Annotated in this window: 19 protein-coding genes; 8 read left to right on the top strand and 11 right to left on the bottom strand. The window is 60.8% G+C overall.

From position 1 onward, the window contains the following. Positions 1–88: 88 nt before the first annotated feature. A complete protein-coding gene (locus AC4CWH_RS16795) occupies positions 89–292 on the top strand; it encodes a hypothetical protein (protein WP_491283204.1) in 204 nt (67 codons plus the stop codon). 75 nt (positions 293–367) lie between these two features. On the opposite strand, the gene AC4CWH_RS16790 is transcribed toward AC4CWH_RS16795, so the two are convergent. Both AC4CWH_RS16790 and AC4CWH_RS16785 read right to left on the bottom strand, forming a co-directional pair. Beyond that, entirely contained in the window at positions 368–604 is a 237-nt protein-coding gene (locus AC4CWH_RS16790) for an Lrp/AsnC ligand binding domain-containing protein (RefSeq protein WP_491283203.1), read from the bottom strand. Between the two features lie 51 nt (positions 605–655). Further along, entirely contained in the window at positions 656–1,585 is a 930-nt protein-coding gene (locus AC4CWH_RS16785; protein ID WP_491319610.1) for a LysR family transcriptional regulator, read from the bottom strand. A gap of 116 nt (positions 1,586–1,701) precedes the next feature. Here AC4CWH_RS16785 and AC4CWH_RS16780 point away from each other — a divergent pair, with 116 nt between their 5' ends. From AC4CWH_RS16780 to AC4CWH_RS16770, 3 genes are all read left to right on the top strand, one after another. Further along, positions 1,702–2,985 carry an NAD(P)/FAD-dependent oxidoreductase gene (locus AC4CWH_RS16780; protein ID WP_491319609.1) on the top strand — a complete coding sequence of 428 codons (1,284 nt, stop codon included), beginning with the start codon at positions 1,702–1,704 and terminating at the stop codon, positions 2,983–2,985. A gap of 70 nt (positions 2,986–3,055) precedes the next feature. Then, complete coding sequence (gene amaB / locus AC4CWH_RS16775) at positions 3,056–4,597, top strand: L-piperidine-6-carboxylate dehydrogenase (protein ID WP_491319608.1); 1,542 nt, start codon at positions 3,056–3,058, stop codon at positions 4,595–4,597. A 109-nt stretch (positions 4,598–4,706) separates the two neighbouring features. Further along, entirely contained in the window at positions 4,707–5,702 is a 996-nt protein-coding gene (locus AC4CWH_RS16770; protein WP_491319607.1) for a P1 family peptidase, read from the top strand. 2 nt (positions 5,703–5,704) lie between these two features. Here AC4CWH_RS16770 and AC4CWH_RS16765 read toward each other — a convergent pair whose 3' ends face one another. After that, the gene (locus AC4CWH_RS16765) at positions 5,705–7,072 is read right to left on the bottom strand and encodes an APC family permease (protein WP_491319606.1); all 1,368 of its coding nucleotides are present in this window, start codon (positions 7,070–7,072) and stop codon (positions 5,705–5,707) included. 178 nt (positions 7,073–7,250) lie between these two features. Here AC4CWH_RS16765 and AC4CWH_RS16760 point away from each other — a divergent pair, with 178 nt between their 5' ends. Continuing rightward, positions 7,251–8,969, top strand: coding sequence for a catalase (locus AC4CWH_RS16760; protein ID WP_491319605.1), 1,719 nt, complete (start codon positions 7,251–7,253; stop codon positions 8,967–8,969). A 169-nt stretch (positions 8,970–9,138) separates the two neighbouring features. Here the strand turns inward: AC4CWH_RS16760 and AC4CWH_RS16755 are convergent, their stop codons facing one another. From AC4CWH_RS16755 to AC4CWH_RS16720, 8 genes are all read right to left on the bottom strand, one after another. Beyond that, complete coding sequence (locus AC4CWH_RS16755) at positions 9,139–9,654, bottom strand: ferritin-like domain-containing protein (RefSeq protein WP_491319604.1); 516 nt, start codon at positions 9,652–9,654, stop codon at positions 9,139–9,141. A 67-nt stretch (positions 9,655–9,721) separates the two neighbouring features. Next, entirely contained in the window at positions 9,722–11,104 is a 1,383-nt protein-coding gene (locus tag AC4CWH_RS16750; protein ID WP_491319603.1) for an FGGY-family carbohydrate kinase, read from the bottom strand. Continuing rightward, the gene (gene rhaM / locus AC4CWH_RS16745; protein ID WP_491319602.1) at positions 11,101–11,421 is read right to left on the bottom strand and encodes an L-rhamnose mutarotase; all 321 of its coding nucleotides are present in this window, start codon (positions 11,419–11,421) and stop codon (positions 11,101–11,103) included. Before rhaM ends, AC4CWH_RS16750 begins: the two co-directional genes overlap by 4 nt. Then, positions 11,418–12,431: an ABC transporter permease gene (locus AC4CWH_RS16740; RefSeq protein ID WP_491319601.1), complete on the bottom strand. Its 1,014-nt coding sequence runs from the start codon at positions 12,429–12,431 to the stop codon at positions 11,418–11,420. The genes rhaM and AC4CWH_RS16740 overlap by 4 nt, the downstream gene beginning before the upstream one ends. Next, positions 12,428–13,417, bottom strand: coding sequence for an ABC transporter permease (locus AC4CWH_RS16735; RefSeq protein ID WP_491283191.1), 990 nt, complete (start codon positions 13,415–13,417; stop codon positions 12,428–12,430). The genes AC4CWH_RS16740 and AC4CWH_RS16735 overlap by 4 nt, the downstream gene beginning before the upstream one ends. Before the next feature lie 10 nt (positions 13,418–13,427). Further along, positions 13,428–14,897 (bottom strand): sugar ABC transporter ATP-binding protein, encoded by a 1,470-nt coding sequence (locus tag AC4CWH_RS16730; protein ID WP_491321452.1) that lies wholly within the window; start codon positions 14,895–14,897, stop codon positions 13,428–13,430. A 277-nt stretch (positions 14,898–15,174) separates the two neighbouring features. Continuing rightward, the gene (gene rhaS, locus AC4CWH_RS16725) at positions 15,175–16,179 is read right to left on the bottom strand and encodes a rhamnose ABC transporter substrate-binding protein (protein ID WP_491319600.1); all 1,005 of its coding nucleotides are present in this window, start codon (positions 16,177–16,179) and stop codon (positions 15,175–15,177) included. Positions 16,180–16,234: 55 nt separating this feature from the next. Then, positions 16,235–17,047, bottom strand: a complete 813-nt coding sequence (locus AC4CWH_RS16720; protein WP_491319599.1) for a DeoR/GlpR family DNA-binding transcription regulator — start codon at positions 17,045–17,047, stop codon at positions 16,235–16,237. Positions 17,048–17,248: 201 nt separating this feature from the next. Here AC4CWH_RS16720 and AC4CWH_RS16715 point away from each other — a divergent pair, with 201 nt between their 5' ends. The 3 genes from AC4CWH_RS16715 (at position 17,249) to AC4CWH_RS16705 (ending at position 21,907) form a co-directional block, all read left to right on the top strand. Next, positions 17,249–19,345: a bifunctional rhamnulose-1-phosphate aldolase/short-chain dehydrogenase gene (locus AC4CWH_RS16715; protein ID WP_491319598.1), complete on the top strand. Its 2,097-nt coding sequence runs from the start codon at positions 17,249–17,251 to the stop codon at positions 19,343–19,345. Between the two features lie 96 nt (positions 19,346–19,441). Continuing rightward, on the top strand, positions 19,442–20,734 hold the full coding sequence (rhaI, locus tag AC4CWH_RS16710; protein ID WP_491319597.1) for an L-rhamnose catabolism isomerase: 1,293 nt from the start codon (positions 19,442–19,444) through the stop codon (positions 20,732–20,734). A 186-nt stretch (positions 20,735–20,920) separates the two neighbouring features. After that, the gene (locus AC4CWH_RS16705; protein ID WP_491319596.1) at positions 20,921–21,907 is read left to right on the top strand and encodes a crotonase/enoyl-CoA hydratase family protein; all 987 of its coding nucleotides are present in this window, start codon (positions 20,921–20,923) and stop codon (positions 21,905–21,907) included. Position 21,908: the final 1 nt, after the last annotated feature.

Here is a 21,908-nt window from a genome sequence, read left to right as displayed (position 1 = left end):
GTGCTGTCGAATGTGACGCTTCACCTTCCAAGGATCTGAAAAGTCAATTCGTCGTGCTGTCTTGAACAGCCACACCAGGAGTATGACCATGCAAAAGCAGGTTATCGAATACGGCGGCGAGCCTGTCGGCATCGTCGTGCCCGATCAGGACCGCCTGAAGTTCATCGCCGTGAAGTTTCACGTCATCGATCTGGACGAACAACGGTTTGCGTCCGCAGACGAGGTTCGTCTTGCGATCCGCAACCATGTCCGTGCCCAGAGCGAAGCGATCGCGACTGCTGCGGTCGCCTGAGACTGACCCGATGGGGCCAAAATCGAGCCGCCCAGCCTCTGGCCCGGGCGGCTTTTTCATGGGTGCTGCGGGCTTTCAGAAGGCGGTAAAGGTCAGCGTCGTCAGCGAACGCTCGATGCCGGGAATGGTGGCGATCTTCTCATTCACGAAGCGGCCGATTTCCTCGCCTTCCGGCAGATAGATTTTCAACAGCAGATCCCAGTCACCGCTGGTGGAATAAAGCTCGGACACAAGCTCGGTCTTGTAGATGGCATCCGCCACTTCGTAAGTGGTTCCCGGCGCACAGCGCAACTGAACGAAAATCGGCTTCATGGCAGGTTTTTCTCCTCGGATCGGCTTTGACGATCTGGTGATGGTTGCCGACTATTGGCCGATGCGGTCAGAGCGCGCAAGCCGGTCCTTGCCGATCTCGCTGAGAAGCCAATCGCGAAACGCCACCAGCGGCGGATAGTTTGCCCGGTCCGGCGGGTAGGCCAGGTGATAATCTCCCGTGCGCATATCCGTGTCGGGCACTGCCTCGACCAGCTGGCCAAGCTGCAGTTCGCGCGCAATGAGCACGCGCGGCAAAAGCGCCACGCCAAGGCCGGCGGTTGCCGCCTCCGCCATGGTGATGAACTGGTCAAACAGCATGCCGTGCAGGGCATCGAACGCGACGCCCTGCTGGCGAAACCACATCTCCCAGGCATCGGGGCGCGAGTTCAGATGAAGGAGCGGTGCCTTCAGCAGATCGCCGGCCCCTTTAAGGCAGTACCGGGCGAAAAAATCCGGGCTGCAGGCTGCAACCACCTCTTCGCCCATCAGCGTCACAAGCGTTGCTCCCGGCCAGCGCGGCGGACCGAAATGAATGGCGGCATCCAGCGTGTCGAAGCGGAAATCGAACGGTTCGAGCCGGGTGATGAGGTTCACCACCATGCCCGGATAGGCATCGAGAAAGTGCGGCATGCGCGGCGTCAGCCAGCGCGTGCCGAAAAAGGGCAGGATGGCAAGGTTGAGCGTGCCGCCGGATGGATTGGCACGCAGATTGAGCGAGGCGTTGGAAATGCGCCGCAAGGCCTCGCGCACCTCGCGGGCATAGGTATCGCCGGCAATCGTCAGGCGGATCGTCTGGCGTTCACGCAGGAACAGCGCTACGTCCAGCTGCTTTTCAAGCGCCGAGATTTGGCGGCTGACAGCGCTCTGGGTGAGGCCGAGTTCCTGGGCCGCCGCCGTAACGCTACCGGTGCGGGCAGCGGCCTCGAACGCGGCCAGCAGCGAAAAGGATGGCAGGAAACGCCGGGGCGGCAGCATGGTCATTCCTCCAGAGAATGAACTGTTGAGAAGAATTCGATATTCACTGGCAGAAGCCGGCTGTAAAGATACGAGCTGCGGCTTTCCGGAACCCTCCGGCCCGCCTCATCCGGACATCCCCCATGCTCAACGATCCCCGCTCCCATGGCCTCTGGGAAAAGACCGCCCCCGCCCCGCCGGAAACCCGCGTCCTCAAAGGGACGGCCAATGCTGACGTGGTCATCATCGGCGGCGGTTATACCGGTCTTTCGGCAGCCCTTCATCTGGCTGAAGCCGGGCGCACGGTGGTGCTTCTGGAGGCAAAGGAAATCGGTTTTGGCGGTGCCGGGCGCAATGTCGGGTTGATCAATGCCGGCATGTGGGTGATGCCCGACGATCTTCCGGGCGTTTTGGGTGAAACGCATGGCGAGCGGCTGCTCGATCTGCTCGGCAACGGCCCGCAGGCGGTGATGGCGCTGATCGACCGCCATGGCATCGACTGCGAACTGACGCGCACCGGAACGCTGCATTGCGCTGTCGGCGAGGAGGGCTTGACGGAAATCAAAGACCGCGCCCGCCAGTGGCAGGTGCGCGGCGCGCCGGTCAGCGTGCTCAATGCAGCAGAAACCGAACGGCGGATCGGCACCCGCGCCTATCATGGTGCGCTTCTCGATATGCGCGCGGGCACGCTGCAGCCGCTGGCCTATGCGCGCGGGCTTGCCCATGCCGCCGTCAAGGCGGGTGTCGCCCTCTACACGCAAAGCCCGGCCATCGGCTGGCGTCAGGCGCAAGGGCGCCACACGGTGGAAACGCCTGAGGGGTCCGTCATCGCCGACTGGGTGATCGTCGCCACCGATGCCTATACGACCGGCCCGTTCAAGGCGGTGCGCACCGAACAGGTGCATCTGCCCTATTTCAATTTCGCCACCGTGCCGCTGTCCGACAATCTGCGCCGCTCCATCCTGCCGGAGCGCGAAGGGTGCTGGGATACGAAGGAAATCCTATCCTCCTTCCGCATGGATGCGCGCGGGCGGCTGGTGTTCGGCTCGGTCGGTGCGCTTCGCGGCACCGGCGCTGCCATTCACCGCAACTGGGCCAAGCGCGCCCTTGCCCGGCTGTTTCCGCAACTGGGCGACGTGGCGTTCGAGGCGGAATGGTATGGCCAGATCGGCATGACCGACAATGCGCTCCCCCGCTTCCACAAATTCGCTGATCGCGTCATCGGTTTTTCCGGTTATAACGGGCGTGGAATTTCACCCGGCACCGTGTTTGGCCAGGTCCTTTCGCGCCATGTGCTGGGCGAGATGGGCGAAGAGGATCTTCCCCTGCCTCTCAGCGCGCCGAAGGACCCGGCCTTTCGCACGCTGAAGGAAGCCTATTATGAAGCGGGCGCGCAGATTGCCCATTTTACCGGTGACCGGTTCTAGAGCCTAAGGGTTCGACCAGCACCGGACAGATATCAAAGATGACCCCTACAGAAAGACGAGAAGGACAAAGATGACCCTCGCCACGCTCAACCTTAGCGCCGAAACCGCTGCCATTCTCCAGAAGCTCGGCGTCGAGACGACCGCCTATACCGGCGGTACGCTTGCCGTTCGCTCGCCAATCACAGGCACGGAAATCGGCCGCCTGCCGGAAATTTCCGCGCCCGATACGACAAAGGCCATCGATGCCGCGCATCAGGCCTTTCTGGAATGGCGCCAGGTGCCGGCACCGAAGCGCGGCGAGTTGATCCGCCTGCTCGGCGAGGAACTGCGTGCGGCAAAGGCCGATCTCGGCCGCCTCGTTTCCATCGAAGTGGGCAAGATCACCTCCGAAGGCCTCGGCGAAGTGCAGGAAATGATCGACATCTGCGATTTCGCTGTCGGCCTGTCGCGCCAGCTTTATGGCCTCACCATCGCCACCGAACGTGCCGAACACCGCATGATGGAAACCTGGCACCCGCTCGGCGTCACCGGCATTATTTCCGCCTTCAACTTCCCCGTTGCCGTCTGGGCATGGAATGCGGCGCTGGCGATTGTGTGCGGCAATTCCACCGTGTGGAAGCCATCGGAAAAGACGCCGCTGACAGCAGTTGCCACGCAGGCAATCTTTGAAAAGGCGCTCGCTCGCTTCATCGCAGAAGGCGGCAAGGCTCCGGCCAATCTCTCGACACTGCTGATCGGCGGGCGCGAGATCGGCGAAGTGCTGGTCGACCATCCGAAGGTGCCGCTCGTCTCGGCTACCGGCTCCACGGCCATGGGACGTGCCGTTGGCCCGCGCCTTTCCAAGCGTTTTGCCCGCGCCATCCTGGAACTTGGCGGCAACAACGCTGCAATCGTCACCCCGACGGCGGATCTCGACCTGACGCTGCGCGGCGTCGCTTTTTCGGCCATGGGCACCGCCGGCCAGCGCTGCACCTCGCTTCGCCGTCTTTTCGTGCATGAAAGCGTCTACGACAACCTCGTGCCGCGCCTGCAAAAAGCCTATCAGTCGGTCACCATCGGCAACCCGATGGTGGACGGCAATCTTGTGGGACCGCTGATCGACAAGGCAGCGTTTGACAAGATGCAGGGAGCGCTGGAGGCCGCAAAGGCCGAAGGTGGCAGCGTGACCGGTGGAGATCGCGTCTTAGCCGATGAAGCAACTGAGGCCTATTACGTGCGCCCGGCCATCGTCGAAATGCCCTCGCAATGCGGCCCGGTGATCGAGGAAACGTTTGCGCCGATCCTCTACGTGGTCAAATATTCCGATTTCGACGCGGTGCTGGCCCTCCATAACGACGTGCCGCAGGGCCTGTCCTCCTCGATCTTCACCAATGACATGCGCGAGGCCGAAACCTTCATTTCCGCCCGCGGCTCCGATTGCGGCATTGCCAATGTCAATATCGGCCCATCAGGCGCTGAAATCGGCGGAGCCTTCGGCGGCGAAAAGGAAACCGGCGGCGGTCGCGAATCGGGCTCTGATTCGTGGAAGGCCTATATGCGCCGGGCCACCAACACCTTTAACTACGGCCGCACATTGCCGCTGGCGCAGGGCGTGAAGTTCGATATCGCCTGAGTGCAAATCGATGGGGCAGCGGCGGTGCCGTTGCCCCCTCCACGACAGGGGCCGCGCAACGCGTTAGTCTTCGGGCCGAATCGCCGATGACGTAAAAGGACCCCACCCCATGACCGCCTCCCTCAATCTCCTCACCGACATCGACGGCGTGAGCGTTGGCCATGCTACTGACCTCGCGCTTGGCTCCGGCGTTACCACCGTGGTTTTTGATGAACCGGCCATTGCCTCCGGCATCGTCTTGGGTGGTGCGCCGGGCGGACGCGATACGGCGCTGCTCGATCCATCGTTGACAGTTGAAAAGGTGGATGCGCTGGTGCTGTCAGGCGGATCGGCCTTTGGGCTCGATGCAGCCGGCGGCGTGCAGGCGGGACTTCGCGAAATCGGTCGCGGGCTTCAGGTCGGCACCACGCGGGTGCCCATCGTGCCGCAGGCGATCCTCATGGATCTGCTGAACGGCGGCAACAAGGATTGGGGTCTGCATTCTCCCTATCGCAACATGGGCTACGATGCCTTCAAGGCGGCGGCCAAGGGATCTTTTGCGCTTGGAACCGTGGGGGCCGGCACGGGCGCCACGACGGCAACCTTCAAGGGCGGGCTTGGCTCGGCAAGCGCGATCACGGCCAGCGGACACCGGATTGCAGCGCTGGTGGCCGTCAATGCGCTCGGCTCGGCAACGGTGGGAGACGGCCGGCATTTCTGGGCAGCCCCCTTCGAAGAGGGGCAAGAGTTCGGTGGTCTTGGCCTGCCCGCCACATTCACAGCCGGCGATATATCCATGCGCCTCAAGGGCGTGAACCTTAAGGCCACCACCATCGGCCTTGTAGTCACCGATGCAATCCTTACCAAGGCGCAGGCGCATCGCCTGTCGATCATGGCGCATGACGGGCTGGCGCGTGCCATCCTGCCCGCCCATCTGCCGGCCGATGGCGATACGGTTTTTGCCGCGTCAACCGGCAAACACGCGCTTCAGGACCCGCTCGACTTCATGATGCTATGCCATCTGGCAACGCTCACCTTTGCCCGCGCGGTCGCACGCGGCGTGTTCGAGGCAACGGCGCTTCCGGTCGAAGAGGCGCAGAAAGCCTGGCGCGACCGGGTGGATTGATCTCAAACCGCCGGCTGCGCCTGCCGCTTCATCACGGTGACGGTGACGAACCACAGCACAACGCCCAGCGCAATCAGCACGCCCGCAATCGTGTATTGCACCGGATCTCGCCCCGTCCACGGACCGGCGAGAAAGGCGCAACTGGCGGCACCCAGTACCGGCACGATTGTCGGCGTGCGAAAATGCTTGTGCTCCACCTTGTCCTTGCGCAGCACCAGGACTGCGACATTGACGATGGTGAAGACACAGAGCAGCAGTAGAGCCGTAGTTCCGCCAAGGGCGGGGACGCCGCCGGCAAAGGTGATCAGGGCACCTGCAATGAGTGTGGTGAAGAGGATGGCGACGAAAGGCGTATGGCGCGTCTTATGCACCTTGCCCAACACCGGTGGCAGCACGTTTTCCCGCGACATGCCGTAGATGAGCCGGCTTGCCATCATCATGTTGATGAGCGCCGAATTGGCCACTGCAAACATGGTGATGAGGCCAAAAATGCCAACCGGAAAGCCCGGCGCCCCCGCCTGCACCACCTTCAGCAGCGGCGTTTCGCCCTCACCCAGTTCAGCGGCCGGAACCAGCGTGATCGCGGAGATGGAAACCAGCACATAGATGATACCGGTCAGCACCAGACCGCCCAGCAGCACTTTTGGAAAGATGCGACTCGGCTCCTTGCATTCTTCCGCCATGTTGACGCTATCCTCGAAGCCGACCATGGCGAAGAAAGCGAGCGTGGTTGCCGCGACCACGGACCAGATGGCGCCGCGATCACCCGCCGGCTGGAATGTCCAGGCGCGTGAGACATCGCCCTCTCCGCCGGCAATCGCCCAGAAACCGATGCCGATGATGAGCAGCAGGCCGGATAGCTCGATGACGGTCAGCACCACATTGACCTTGACGCTTTCCCCGACGCCGCGAAAGTTGACGATACCAACCAGCGCCATGAAGGCGAGCGCCACGCCGGTAACGCCGAAGGCGCCGGCATCAAAGCCGGTGGAGGCGGCGAAATTGGCCGCAAAGGCCCGCGAGGCTGTGGCCGCCGAGGTGACACCGGAAGACATGACGGCAAAGGCCACGAGAAATGTCACGAAATGGATGCCGAAGGCCTTGTGCGTATAAAGTGCGGCACCGGCAGCGCGCGGATATTTCGTCACCAGTTCCAGATAACTGAAAGCTGTCAGCAGCGCGACGATGAAGGCGACGAGGAAGGGCAGCCAGACGACACCACCCACTTCCGCCGCCACCTGGCCCGTGAGTGCGTAGATGCCTGTCCCCAAGATATCGCCGACGATGAAGAGGAGGAGAAGTCCCGGCCCCATCACGCGCTTCAGCTCCGGCTGGCTGCCGAGATGCTCCGCCATCTTATTTTCCTGCATGATCCTCTCCCTCCGATGTTTGGCTTAAACGTCAACCATGACGCCCGGTTCCCCTTTGCCGGACCGGATCGCAAACATGCGGGAACAAGTCTCCCATCCCGCAGTTCGGGACCGAATGCTGCCGCTTTCCAAAATGGCGGCAGCGTACCTATGTCTCACAAAAACAGGAGGGATGACCATGGACGACAGGAAATCCGGCACGATGCCATCAGGCACGGATGACAAGGTTCTGACCAACCGGCAAGGCCATCCGATCACCAACAACCAGTCGCAGCGCACGGTGGGCGCGCGGGGGCCTGCAACGCTTGAGAACTACCAGTTCCTTGAAAAGATCAGCCATTTCGACCGTGAGCGCATTCCGGAGCGGGTCGTGCATGCGCGCGGTTTCGTCTGTTACGGCGAACTGGAAGTGACCGGCAAGATCGGTGACGAGCCCGCATCGAAATATACGCGCGCCAAGCTTTTCCAGACGCAGGGCAAAAAGACGCCGCTCGCCATTCGTTTCTCCACCGTCATCGGCGGCCGCGATTCCTCTGAAACGGCGCGCGATCCCCGCGGTTTTGCCGTCAAATTCTACACCGAGGATGGCAACTGGGATCTGGTCGGCAACAATCTTGCGGTCTTCTTCATCCGCGATGCGATCAAGTTTCCAGACGTCATCCATTCGCTGAAGCCGGATCCGGTGACCTTCCGGCAGGAACCGAACCGCATTTTCGACTTCATGAGCCAGACGCCGGAAAGCATGCATATGCTGACGCATCTATTTTCCCCGCGCGGTATTCCGGCAAGTTATCGCCACATGGAAGGTTTTGGCGTCAACACCTACAAGATGGTGAATGACAAGGGCGAGACGGTGCTGGTGAAATACCATTTTCATCCACGCGCCGGCCTTGCCTGCCTCACGGCTGAAGAAGCCGCCAAGGTGCAGGGCCAGGATTTTGGCTCGGCCTCGAAGGATCTCTTCACCTCGATCGAGCGCGGCGATTATCCGCAATGGGACATGTTCGTGCAGATCATGGAAGATCACGACCATCCCGAACTCGACTGGGACCCGCTCGACGATACAAAAATCTGGCCGGAGCACCAGTTTCCGCTGCGCCATGTCGGCACGATGACGCTCAACCGCAATGTCGAGGATTTCTTCAACGAGAACGAACAGATCGCCATGGGCACCGGTGTTCTCGTGGATGGGCTGGATTTTTCCGACGACAAGATGCTTGTCGGGCGCACCTTCTCCTACTCCGATACGCAACGTTACCGCGTCGGCAGCAATTATCTGCAACTGCCGGTGAACTTGCCGAAGAACGCCAAGGTTTCCACCAATCTCTCTGGCGGGCAGATGAGTTTCCAGCGCGATCTGGCGCCCGGTCAGAACCCTCATGTCAACTATGAGCCGTCGATCCATGATGGGCTTCAGGAGAGCCCGCGCGAGGAGCCGAACCATCCGCCCGAAGTTCACGGCCGCCTGACCCGCGAAGTGCTGGAGCGGCGCAACGATTATGTGCAGGCCCGCGGCCGCTTCTGCACCATGATGGATTGGGAGCGCGACGACCTGATCTTCAACATGGGCGATCTCCTGTCGCAATGTCAGCGGGATGTGCAGGAGCGCATGGTCTGGCATTTCTTCATGGTGCATGACGAATATGGTCGGCGTGTCGCCGAAAAGCTTGGAATTACGGTCGGTGATATCACCCATCTCGGCCCGCTTCCGAAGCAGGTGCTGACGGACGAGGAGACAAGGCGCCTGCAAAATCTCGGTCGCAATGGCGACAAGATCGATCCGAGTGTCTGGGGCCAGTGGACGAGTTCGGTAAAGAACCACAAGGCGACAGCCGAAGAGGTTCTGATGGGTAAGCTTCCCAAGGCCGGCATGATGCAAAGCGAAGCGGCCGAATAACCGCTCGTCACGCGTTGCCGCCCACTGAAAGATCAGTGGGCGGAGACATCGGCGCTTCAGATCGCACCGATGACAGCAGGTCGAAAAACAGATGAGGCCCGGTGCTGCAAACACGAAAAGCCCGCGACAATTTTTTCGCGGGCTTTGGTGACAGCTGGAATAATGTCGATCAGACTTTTGCGGAGGCGCCGGCTTCCTTAAGAGAGGCAAACTTCATCGTCAGGCTGCGCAGGTTGTGGTCGATCCAGTTTGCCATGGCGACTTCTTCATCGAGATTGGCTTTAAGGCCTGCCGTGGCGGCTGGAAAATTGCCCAGTTCCGCAACTGTCAGCAGCGATTTATAGGCGGCGATCTCGTAATTTTCGAAAGCGAAATTGGCAAACGAGTTCTTCACGATCTCATCGCCGGCCATGCTGTGGCTGATGGCGGCCATCGCACCGCCCATGGACAATGCCATGTCCTTCAGCGTGGAATTGCTTTCCGATAGCCCCGAAAGAATTTCCTCCAGCCGCTGGATCTGGCCCTCTGTTTCACGGATATGGGCTTCCAGCCGATCGGCCACTTCTGGGTAATTCTCGATCCGCGATACCTGCGGCTTCATGATGGAAAGCGCCTGGTTTTCCATGGCGTGGGCGTTCTTCAGCCCGGTTACGAAAATCGTACGTGTCTCATTGGCATCTGCCATGTCTGAGCCTCCTTGGGTTGCTGGAAAACTAACCGGCAACGCAAAGGATAGTTCCTGACGGTATGGTTCAGGTGAGATGCGAGCGCCAGAGGGCGCGGTATTCGCCGAGCCCGTCTGCCTCAAACGGCAAAACCGCGCGGCCACTTTCAGCGGGCAGATGCGCGCCGCAGAGGAGGGCTGCTCCATGCGTGGTGCCGGTCGAGCCCTTCAGCGCCAGAACCGGACGGCGAAGAAGACCGGCCAGCGCCGAAAGATAGGTTTCGTTTGCAGCAAACGGCCCTTCGACCAGAACCGGCCCGCCAGCGCCTATAAGCTCAAGGCAGGCCTCGGTCATCAGCGCCAGATAAAGCGAGGCCGCCGCCCAGCGCTCGTGGCGATCGGGGCTGGGCACAGTTACTGCCTCGATCCACCGAAGACGCTTTCCGGGAAACGGACCGGAGCCTTCCGCCACGTTGGGCAGAAGCATCAAGCCTCTCGACAGGACACCCGGCAGCGCCGAGGAAACGCCATCTGAAGGAAACGGGCCAAGCGCTGCCGCGAGCATTTCAAACTCGCGCCCACCCATAAACCGCGCCGAGGGAACCGCGCGGCCATAGGCATCGACATTGGCCAGCGTATCACGGGCCGGGTCGAGGTGATCGAGATCGCCGCCGACGGCAAAGCTGACCACCCAGGTGCCGGTGGAAACCACCGAAAACGGCGGTTCACGGCCCACCAGATGCGAGAGCAGCGAGGCGTTGGAATCGTGCAGGCCGCAAAACACCGGCACCGGTGCCGAAAGCCCGATTTCTCCAGCAAGATCCGGCAGGAGATCCCCCAGCCGATCAAAGGCGGACCGCACCGGCGCCATCAAGGAGCGGATGCCGAGGTCATCGACAAGGTTGGAAAACTGCCCTTCGCGCGGGCGCCAGAGATCGGTGTGGCAACCGAGCGAGGTCACCTCGTTTGCCGCAACGCCCGTCAGCCGGAAAGCCCAGTATTGCGGGTAGGTCATGATCGTGGCCACGCGGGCAAATTCATCCGCAAAGGCCGTCTTCTGGAAATGCAGTTGCGCGCCGAGGTTCAAGCCGCCGGGAAGGGCCGGCGAAAAGGTTTCCGAAAAAGGCGGGCGCAGCACCGCATAGGCCTCTTCGATGGCCTGCGGATAACGATGTTCGTAATCGAGCACCGGAAGTGCGAGGTCTCCCGACGCATCGACAAGGGCTGCCGAGGCGCCATGGGTGGTGATCGAAATCGCATCGAAACCCGTGGTGCCCGCAAGCGCCTTCAGGGCTTCACGGAAAAACGCCCAGAGGGCATCGATATCATAGTGCGGATAGGGCGGCGTGGCGAGAACCCGGTTCGGCACGCGCCGCACATCCAGTTCCTCACCGCTTGCACAATCGAGAATGGCAACCTTGGCATTGGTCTTGCCGACATCGAGAACGGCGATGCGCGAAAACCCCGTCATGGCAGGTGAAACACCGTGACGAGATCGATGGCGACAGGCGAATTGTCCGGATTGGTTTCCATGATATCGGCCATATGCGCCCACCAGCGCTTCATCACGGGATGCTCCGGCAGGCTTGCCATCGTGTGATCGGCAGGACGGGTAAGGACACCGAAGAGGGTGCCGGTCTCGCGGTCGAGATGGATCGAATAGTCGCTGACACCGGCCTCGTGCAGGAGGTCCACCAGGTCCGGCCAGATTTCGTCGTGGCGCTTGCGGTATTCGGCCTCCATGCCTGGCAAAAGCTTCATCTTGAAGGCGTGTTTCTCAAGGCTCATGCGCGTCTTGCCTGTTTGATACGGCGCGCCAGGATGGGCAGCGCGATGGTGACGATGAGGAGAAGGCCAACGAAGATCGACATGACGATGCCGGGCACGTTCAATAACCCGAGGCCGAAGGTGACAAGGCCCATGACGAAGGCGGCAATGACAACGCCGAGGATCGTGCCGGAACCCCCAAGAATGGAGACACCGCCGAGCACGACCATGGTGACCACTTCCAGCTCCCAGCCTTGCGCGATGGAGGGACGCGTGGATCCGAGCCGCGAGGTGAGGCAGACTGCCGCGATGCCGCTCATCAGACCCGTCAGCAGGAAGAGGATGAATTTGACCCGCTCGACGGGCACGCCGGAAAAACGCGCTGCAAACTCATTGTTGCCGATCACCATGACCTGCCGGCCAAAATTCGTCTTGTGCAGGAGAATGGCAAACAGCGCAGCGCACAGCAGAAACAGGCCAAATTCGAAGGAGAAGACCCAGAAAAGGTAACCCTGGCCGAAATAGGCAAAGCTTTCCGGATAACCGCCATAGGCCTTGTCACCCAGCGTGATGTAGGAAATGCCACGAAACAGGCTCATCGTGCCGATGGTGACGACGATGGAGGGCAGCTTCAGCGCCGAGACCAGAAAACCATTGAAGGCACCGCAGAGAAGTCCGGTGCCGATGCCGATGGCAACAAGCCCCGGCGTTCCGATGCCGGCCTGCGCTGCCGCCCCCATGGCGGTGGAGGCAAGCGCAATGATGGCGGCAACCGACAGATCGATCTCGCCGGCGATGATCAGAAGCGCCATGGCAAAGGCAACGAGCGCCTTTTCGGTAAAGTTGAACGTCGCGTCCGACAGGTTCCAGGCATCGAGGAAATAGGGCGAGGCCAGCGAATTGGCGATGAAGATCAGTACCGCCACGCCAAACAGCAGCACTTCCCAGCTGGCAAGGATGCGGGTGAAGGGTGTTCCGAGCCGGTCGGGGATCGTACGGCGAGCGGGGGCAGTGTTTACAAGATCGCTCATGCCGTCACCTCGGTCTTTTCGCGGTTGCGCAGGATGATGCGGCCCTTGCGGGCTTCGGCACGGGCGTTGAACACTACGGCCAGCACGATCACCACGCCGGAGATTGCCATCTGGGCAAAGGGGGATATGCCGATGACCGGCAGGGCATTCTTGATGACGCCGAGAAACAGCGCGCCGAGCACGGCACCGGCGACAGAGCCGATGCCACCGGCAATCGAGATGCCGCCGATCACGCAGGCCGCGACGCTATCCAGCTCAAAGCCGTTGGCGATATCGACATAGGCCACCGCATAACGCGACACCCAGAGATAGCTGCAAAGCCCCGCCATGGCGCCTGACAGCACGAAGGCGAGAAAGCGCGTGGCGCCGATATCGATGCCGGCATAAACGGCGGCCACCGGGTTTCCGCCGGAAGCAAAGGCTGCGCGGCCAAACGGTGTGCGGGTCAGCACGAACCAGAAGAGCAGCACCACGAGCACCGCCACCCAGGAGAGAACCGGCAGCCCCAGCAGAACCGTGCGGGGCACGTTGAGGAAGGTCGGCGTCATCTGGTGGGCGTTGACCCAGCTTCCGCCTGAGAGCACGAAGGCCATGCCGCGATAGATGGTGAGCGTGCCGAGTGTGACGACAATCGGCGGGATCTGCAGGATCCAGACGAGAAAGCCGTTGATCGCCCCCAAAAACGCGCCGATGCCAAGCGCCATGACGATCAGGATGACCAGCGGCAGATCGGGAAAGGCGGCATTGGTCATGGCGACCGCCATACCGGTGAAGGCAAGGTTTGCCGCCACCGACAGGTCGATGGATTTGGTGAGGATCACCGTCATCTGCGCAAGCGCCAGGATGATGAGGATCGACGTGTCGTTAAAAATGTTGACGAGATTGCCCGGCTCGGCAAAACCGGGCGCGCGAGTGGCAAAGCCTGCAATCATCAGCGCGATAATGCCGGTGAGCAGGATCTCGCGGTTTTTTAGAAATCGTGTCATCGCTTATCCCTCACGCATTGCCGGTGGCGGCGCGCACCAGCACTTCGGCTGAGGCTTCGGCGCGCTTGAAAATTCCCGCCTGCAGCCCCTCGCGCATCACCATGACCCGATCCGACATGCCCAAGATTTCCGGCAGTTCGGACGAGACCATGATGATGGAGAGGCCCTGGGAGGCAAGTTCGGAGATAAAACCATGCACGGCGGCCTTCGAGCCGATGTCGATGCCCTTGGTCGGTTCATCGAGAATGATCACCTTCGGCTGCGTCGCGAGCCACTTGCCGATGACGACCTTCTGCTGGTTGCCGCCCGAGAGCGTGCCAACCGGCACGGAAAGGGCGGCCGCCCGCAGGTCTAGCCGCTCGGCATATTGGCGCGCCAACTTCAACTCGTTGGCGGCATTGAGGAAGCCGGAGCGTGAGGTTTTGGCAAGCGATGGCAGCGACATGTTCTGGAAAATCGGCATGGGCAGCGCCAGCCCATGGCGGCCACGCTCTTCCGGCACGTAGACGATGCCCGCTGCAATCGCCTCTGCTGACGAGCGGATCTCGATGGTTTTCCCCTCGAGGGACAAGCGGCCGGAGGACGGTTTTGTGATGCCGAACAGCGACTGGCAAAGCTCTGAACGTCCGGCGCCGATGAGGCCGTAAACACCCAAGATCTCGCCGCGCTTCAGCTCGAAGGAAATGTCGTTAAATTCGGTCGGGTGGCAGTAGTTTTGAACGGAAAGCACCGTCTGGCCAATCTCGACCGCGATCTTCGGAAAGGCGTCATGAACATCGCGGCCGACCATTAGCCGGACGATTTCGGCCTGCGGCGTTTCCTTCAGGCGCCCCTGCCCGACCGCCTTGCCATCGCGAAACACCGCAAAGTTCTCGGCGATTTCGTAGACCTCATCGAACTTGTGGCTGATGAACAGGATCGCCTTGTCCTGGCGCTTCAGGCCTTCCACGATGCGGAAGAGATCATCGATTTCCTTGCGCGAGAGCGCCGCCGTCGGCTCGTCCATGATGACGATGCGCGCTTCGACCGACAGCGCTCGGGCAATCGCCACCAGATGGCGCTGGGCAATCGAGAGATCCTTCAGCCGGATCGTCGGATCGATATCGCTTTCCAGCTGGCTGAGCAGGTCGCGCGAACGGGCATGGATGGTGCGCCAGTCGATGGTGCCGAAACGGCCGCGCGGCGCATGGCCGAGAAAGATGTTTTCGCCGACCGTCAGTTCATCGAACAGCACGGTTTCTTGGTGGATGGCGGTGACACCCGCATCGATCGCGGCCTGGGCGCTGGCAAAACTGATCGGCTTGCCGTCGATCAGGATTTCGCCCTCGTTCGGGCGATAAATGCCGGTGAGGATTTTGACGAGCGTCGATTTCCCCGCACCGTTTTCACCGATCAGCGCCGTCACCTGCCCCGGATAAAGGCTGATCGAGACCTGGTCGAGCGCTTTGACGCCGGGAAAGATCTGGCTGATGCCGCGCATTTCCAAAACGGGCTTGGCATCGGTCGGCAGCGTCGCGCGACGGGGGCTGTCTTGGATCTGAGGTGCGCCGTTCATAATGCCTGGCCATTTCAATGAAGGTTGATCGCGTCGGGCGTAGCGCCCCCTCACCCGGCCTCCGCTACGCTCGGCCACCCTCTCCCCAAGGGGAGAGGTGAAGTCGGGCATTGCGGAACGTCCCTTCTCCCCAGCGGGGAGAAGGTGCCGGCAGGCGGATGAGGGGGCGGAATACGCCCGCCGTTCAAGAGAGATTCGAGGATCAGAAGATCTTCGAGAACTGGTCGATGTTCTTTGCGTCATAGACAAAGGGATCGGCCATTGCCGCTTCGCCATTGTCGCCGATCTTGACCGAGCCCATGCGGCCCGTCTTCACTTCGGTGCCCGGCTTGCCGGTCGCATCACCCTTGACGAGGTGATAGGCGATCTGGGTTGCCGAATAACCGAGGTCGATCGGGTTCCAGATGGCAAATTCCTTGGTCGCACCCGACTTGATGGCCCCGGCCATTTCGGAAGGAAGGCCAAGGCCTGTCACGTAGACCTGACCGATCTTGCCGGCATCCTTTACCGCCTGCGAGGCAGCGAGCACGCCAACCGTCGTCGGGGCAACGATCACCTTGACGTTCGGCTGCGAGGTGAGGAGGCCCTGCGCTTCGCGGTAGCTCTTGTCAGCGAGGTCATCGCCATAGACGGTGGTTGCGAGGTTGAGGCCGGGGAAATCCTTCAGCTGCTTCTTCATCTCGCCGATCCAGATGTTCTGGTTGGTCGAGGTGGTGGTGGCAGAGAGGATGGCGAAATCGCCCTTGCCGCCGGGCAGATGGTCCTTGGCGAGCGTCAGGCACATCTTGCCGATCAGCTCGTTGGACGACGGGTTGAGGTGCATGATGCGCCCGGCCGGTGCCACGCCCGAATCCCAAGAGATAACCTTGATACCGCGCTGGGCCGCCTTCTTCAGGGCCGGCACCACGGCATCTGGATCGTTGGCGGAAATCGCGATGGCATCGACGCCCTGCGCGATCAGCGAATTGATGACTTCGATCTGGCCTTCGGCCGTCGTCGTGGTCGGGCCGGTATAGATGATCTTGACACCGCCGAGTTCCTTGGCGGCCTCTTCGGCGCCCTTGTTGGCGGCTTCAAAGAAGCCGTTGCCGAGCGACTTCACCACCAGCGCGATCTTGATGTCGGCGGCAGAGGCAAAGCCTGCCATGGAAACGGAGGCTGCCAGCGCAAGCGCTGCCGTACCCAGATGTCTTCTCGATAATTTCATGTTCATTCCTCCCAATTAAAGACCGTTCTCTCCCCTTCTTCGGCCGGTCGTCTCCTCACGCGACCGAAGAAGTATCCTGTCTGCCGGCGGCTGCCACGGGTTTGACCGTGATCAGCTTCACGCCTGCATTTTCCACCATCGCGGCCGCCTCATCGGTGATGCCGTCGTCGGTGATGATGGTCGAAACATTTTCCAGCGGGCAGAGGATCATGCTGGAGCGCCGGGCAAACTTGCCTGAGTCGACCAGCAGGATCAGCTCATCCGCCTGGCGCATCAGCCGCTGCTCGCTCTGGATGACCAGCGCATCCGGCTCCATCACGCCAAGCGCCGAAATGCCTTGCGCGCCGACAAACATGCGGCGCGCATAAAAATTGCGGATCGCATCGTTTTCGAAGGGCGACAGGATCAGGCTCTGGTCGCGATAAATCGCGCCGCCCGGCACCGTCACCGTGCATTTCGATTGCTTCACCAGATGTTCGGCAATGGCGAACGAGTTGGTCATCACCTGCAGTCGGCGGGCCGACATGAAATGCACCATCTGGAATGTCGTGGTGCCGCCGTTGATGATGATCGAATCACCTTCTTCGCAGAGTTCGACGGCTGCGCGCGCAATTGCGCGTTTCTTATCGATATTGACTGATTCCGACACGCGAAACGGTCGCGCCGCCAGATTGCCGAGTTGCGGCGGATGCATGGCCTCCGCCCCCCCGCGCACCCGGCGCAGCTTTCCCTGCACATGAAGGGCCGCAATGTCACGCCGGATCGTCGCCTCGGAAGCCTCCGTTAATTCAGCAATATCCTGCACCGTGATCACAGGCTTTTCCTGGATCGCGCTCAAGATGATGCGATGGCGTTCACGTTCGTGCATGGGGTCCTCCTTGCTGTCGATATAGTCTTAGCAAAAGATCGCTGTCAATCATAATCAATCACAAATCTCTATGTTGCGCCGCACAATGAAAACTTATGATCGTTTTTGATTGACAATCGTGATGTGCCTGCGCGATATCCTGAAGCCAACCGAGGTGGCTTGGAATGAGCGGCCTTGAACAACAGATCTGGGAGGATTTCCATGACGGGCCAAACACACCTTCTCGAAAGCCGCTGGGACGATGCCCATGCGGCAAACCTGGATGAGCCGGGCAAGCTTCTTTACCGCTCCAACCTTCTGGGCGCCGACAAGCGCATCACCAATTACGGCGGCGGCAACACGTCTGCAAAGGTCATGGAAACCGATCCGCTGACCGGTGAAAAGGTTCAGGTCCTCTGGGTCAAGGGCTCCGGCGGCGATGTGGGCACGATCAAGCTGGATGGTTTTGCAACGCTGTACCAGGAGAAGCTGGAGGCGCTGAAGGGCATCTACAAGGGTGTCGAGGATGAGGACCGCATGGTGGGCTTCCTGCCGCATTGCACCTTCAACCTCAATCCGCGCGCGGCCTCCATCGACACGCCGCTGCACGGTTTTGTGCCGTTCACCCATGTCGACCATATGCATCCCGATGCGATCATCGCCATTGCCGCCTCGAAAAATTCCAGGGAACTGACGCAACAGATTTTTGGCGCCGATATCGGCTGGCTGCCCTGGCGCCGCCCCGGTTTCCAGCTGGGTCTCGATCTCGAAGCCTTCGTGAAGGCCAATCCGACGGCAAAGGGCGTCGTGCTCGAAAGCCATGGCCTGTTTACCTGGGCAAACGACGCCAAGGATTGCTACCTGCTGACGCTCGAGATCATCAACAAGGCGATCGAGTGGTTTGCCAAGGAAACTGAGGGCAAGCTGATCTTCGGTGGCGCCGTCACCCATAGCCTGCCGGCCGAAGAACGCCGCGCGATTGCCGCCCGCCTGATGCCGGAGATCCGCGGCCGCATCGGCAAGCTTGAGCGCAAGCTTGGCCATTTCGACGATCAGGATGCGGTTCTGGAATTCGTCAATTCCGCCGACCTGAAGCCGCTCGGCGCGCTCGGCACGTCCTGCCCCGACCATTTCCTGCGCACCAAGATCCGCCCGCTGATTCTTGATTTCGATCCGGCACAGCCGGATGTCGACGCGGTTCTCTCCGGCCTCGACCAGGCGCTTGAAGACTACCGTGCTGACTACACCCGCTATTACGAGGCCTGCAAACACGACAATTCGCCAAAGATCCGCGACCCGAACCCGGTGATCTTCCTCGTTCCCGGCGTCGGCATGTTCTCGTTTGCGAAAGACAAGGCGACGGCCCGTATTGCCGGCGAATTTTATGTCAACGCCATCAACGTGATGCGCGGTGCCTCAACCGTGTCGGAATATCAGGGCCTGCCGGAGCAGGAAGCCTTCGATATCGAATACTGGCTGCTGGAAGAGGCAAAGCTGCAGCGTATGCCGAAGCCCAAAAGCCTTGCCGGCCGGGTCGCCTTTGTGACCGGCGGTGCCGGCGGCATCGGCCGCGCAACAGCGGAACGGCTGGTGGCGGAAGGCGCCTGCGTGGTGCTGGCCGATATCGATGCGGACGCGCTTTCCTCGACGCTTGCCGATTTCTCCAAACGCCACGGCGCCGATTCCGTGCGTTCGGTAAAGCTTGACGTGACGCAGGAAACTGCTGTCATCGACAGCTTTGCAGCAGCGTCCGTCGAATTCGGTGGCGTCGACATTCTCGTCTCCAATGCCGGCATTGCCTCTTCGGCACCAGTGGAAGACACCACGCTTGCCATGTGGGACAAGAATATCAGCATTCTCGCCACCGGCTATTTCCTTGTTTCACGTGAAGCATTTCGTCTTTTCCGCCGCCAGAAGCTCGGTGGAAACGTCGTCTTCGTCGCCTCCAAGAATGGCCTTGCCTCCTCTCCCAATGCGTCTGCCTATTGCACCGCAAAGGCTGCCGAAATCCATCTGGCGCGCTGCCTTGCGCTGGAAGGTGCAGACGCCGGCATCCGCGTCAACACGGTCAATCCCGATGCGGTTCTGCGCGGCTCGAAAATCTGGAACGGCGAATGGCGCGAACAGCGTGCAGCCTCCTCCAAGATCGAGGTGGACGATCTGGAAGAACATTACCGCAAGCGCTCGATGCTGAAGCTCAACGTGTTTCCGGAAGACATTGCGGAGGCGATCTATTTCCTCGCGTCGGATCTTTCGGCGAAATCGACGGGCAATATCATCAACGTGGACGCCGGCAACGCGCAGAGCTTTACGCGATAAGGGCGTTGCTTCCCTGATCCTTAAGCCCCTCTCCCCGTCAAGACGGGAGAGGGAGGCTACCGGATGAGGGGACGCAATCCTTTGGGAGGAAACACAATGACCGAACCGACAATTTCGAGCGATCAGATCGCCGAACACAATGACCAACACGCAGCCGCGCTCGCTTCTGATTATTCAGCACTGGGCGAAAAGCTCGCGCGCAGTGGCATCGATATCGATGCCATCACGCAAAAGGTGTCCGAGTTTTTCGTGGCCGTTCCCTCTTGGGGTGTCGGCACCGGCGGCACGCGTTTTGCCCGTTTTCCGGGCCCCGGCGAACCGCGACACATCTTTGACAAGCTCGACGATTGCGGCGTGATCCAGCAATTGACGCGGGCAACGCCCACCGTTTCGCTCCACATCCCCTGGGACAAGGCGGACCCAAAAGTCCTGAAGGACAAGGCGGCGTCTCTTGGCCTCGGCTTCGATGCGATGAACTCGAACACGTTTTCGGACGCCGCCGATCAGGCGCATTCCTACAAATACGGCTCGCTTAGCCACAAGGATGCGGCAACGCGGGCGCAGGCGATCGAGCACAACATCGAATGTATCGAACTCGGCGATGCGCTCGGCTCCAAGGCGCTCACTGTCTGGATCGGCGACGGCTCCAATTTTCCGGGCCAGACGAATTTCACGCGTCAGTTCGAGCGTTATCTCGATGCCATGCGCGAGATCTACAAGGCGCTGCCGGAGGACTGGCGGCTGTTTTCCGAACACAAGATGTACGAGCCGGCCTTTTATTCGACCGTCGTGCAGGATTGGGGCACCAATTACCTGATCGCCCAGACGCTCGGTGACAAGGCCTTCTGCCTCGTCGATCTCGGTCATCATGCGCCAAACACCAATATCGAGATGATCGTCGCCCGCCTCATCCAGTTTAAAAAGCTCGGCGGCTTCCACTTCAACGATTCGAAATATGGCGATGACGATCTGGATGCCGGTTCGGTAGATCCTTACCGCCTGTTCCTCGTCTTCAATGAGCTTGTGGATGCGGATCATCGCGGCGTGAAAGGTTTCCACCCCGCCCACATGATCGACCAGAGCCACAATGTCACCGATCCGATCGAAAGCCTGATCTCCTCGGCGAACGAGATCCGGCGCGCTTATGCGCAGGCCTTGCTGGTGGACCGTGCCAGCCTTGACGGTTTTCAGGAGGAAAGCGATGCGCTGATGGCAAGCGACACCCTGAAGCGCGCTTATCGCACCGATGTCGAGCCTATTCTCGCAGAAGCGCGTCGGCGGGCCGGCGGGGCGATAGATCCCATCGCAGCCTATCGTTTAAGCGGCTATCGCGCGGCAGTTGCAGCCCAGCGTCCTGCAGTCAAAGGAGGCTCCGGCGGCATCGTCTGAGCCCTCACAGGGATGTGTGCCTGGTGGATTATCACCAAACCAGGCACACAAACTATTGCATTAGCTAAATAAAATAAAGTTCATTAACTGTAATTCTTAATCAGATTTTAAAAACTTCGCGTTCGCCCCCTTCGCACCGCAACACAGTTTGATACACTGTCGGCTATTGGTAACGGGGTCGAGACTATGGTGGATGTAACGGAGCGGACGCGACAGGCAGGCGACGGACGCGAGGCGCCCGGCGGCATTGTCGTTCAGCATCCCTCCAAAGTCAGTGCGGAACGGCAGATCTTGCCGCGAGGCGGTGACGCCCTGCCGATCGAGCTGAGCTTTGCCACGGCCTCCTATGAGCAGCTTGAGGTGCGCCTTGATCCTGCCCAGAAAACCCTCTGGTATTTCATGCGCCCGACGCAGGCGCCAAGTTACACGCCTGCCCTTCTCAAGGATCTGAGCAGCCTTCGTGGCCGCATCCAGCAATTGTTCGAGCGCCCGGGCGACGAGTTGCCGCTGCTTTATCTGGTCAACGGCTCCAAGCAGCCGAACATCTTCAACCTCGGTGGCGATCTCGGCTATTTTGCCGAGCATATCCGCAGGAGGGATCGTGAGGGCCTTCGCCGTTATGCACTCGATTGCGTCGACCTCGTCTATTCCTCTTCGCAGAGCCTCGATCTGCCGATCTTCCTGATCTCGCTGGTGCAGGGCGATGCGCTCGGCGGCGGCTTCGAGGCAGCGCTTGCCTCCGACATCATCATTGCCGAGCGCAAGGCAAAGTTCGGCCTGCCGGAAATCCTGTTCAACCTCTTCCCGGGCATGGGCGCCTACAGCTTCCTGTCACGACGCCTCGACCCGACGCGCGCCACGAAGATGATCATGGGCGGGCAGATCTATACCGCCGACGATCTCTTCGAGATGGGTCTCGTCGACATGGTGGTGGAGGATGGCAAGGGCGAAGAGGGCGTTCGCGAATACATCGCCCGCAACAGCCGCAAGCACGCCATCCAGCGCACCATGCGCGATGTGCGCCGCCGGGTAAATCCGCTCACCCATCAGGAGTTGATCGATGTGGTCGATCTCTGGGTGGATGCGGCCATGGCACTTGAAGATGCGGATCTGCGCAAGATCGACCGGTTGCGCGGTGCCCAGACCAAGCGCATCGAGGCGAGCCTCGGTTAAC

This window comes from Neorhizobium sp. PAMB6716 (assembly GCF_058242805.1).
This window is presented reverse-complemented; position numbering and strand designations above follow the sequence as displayed.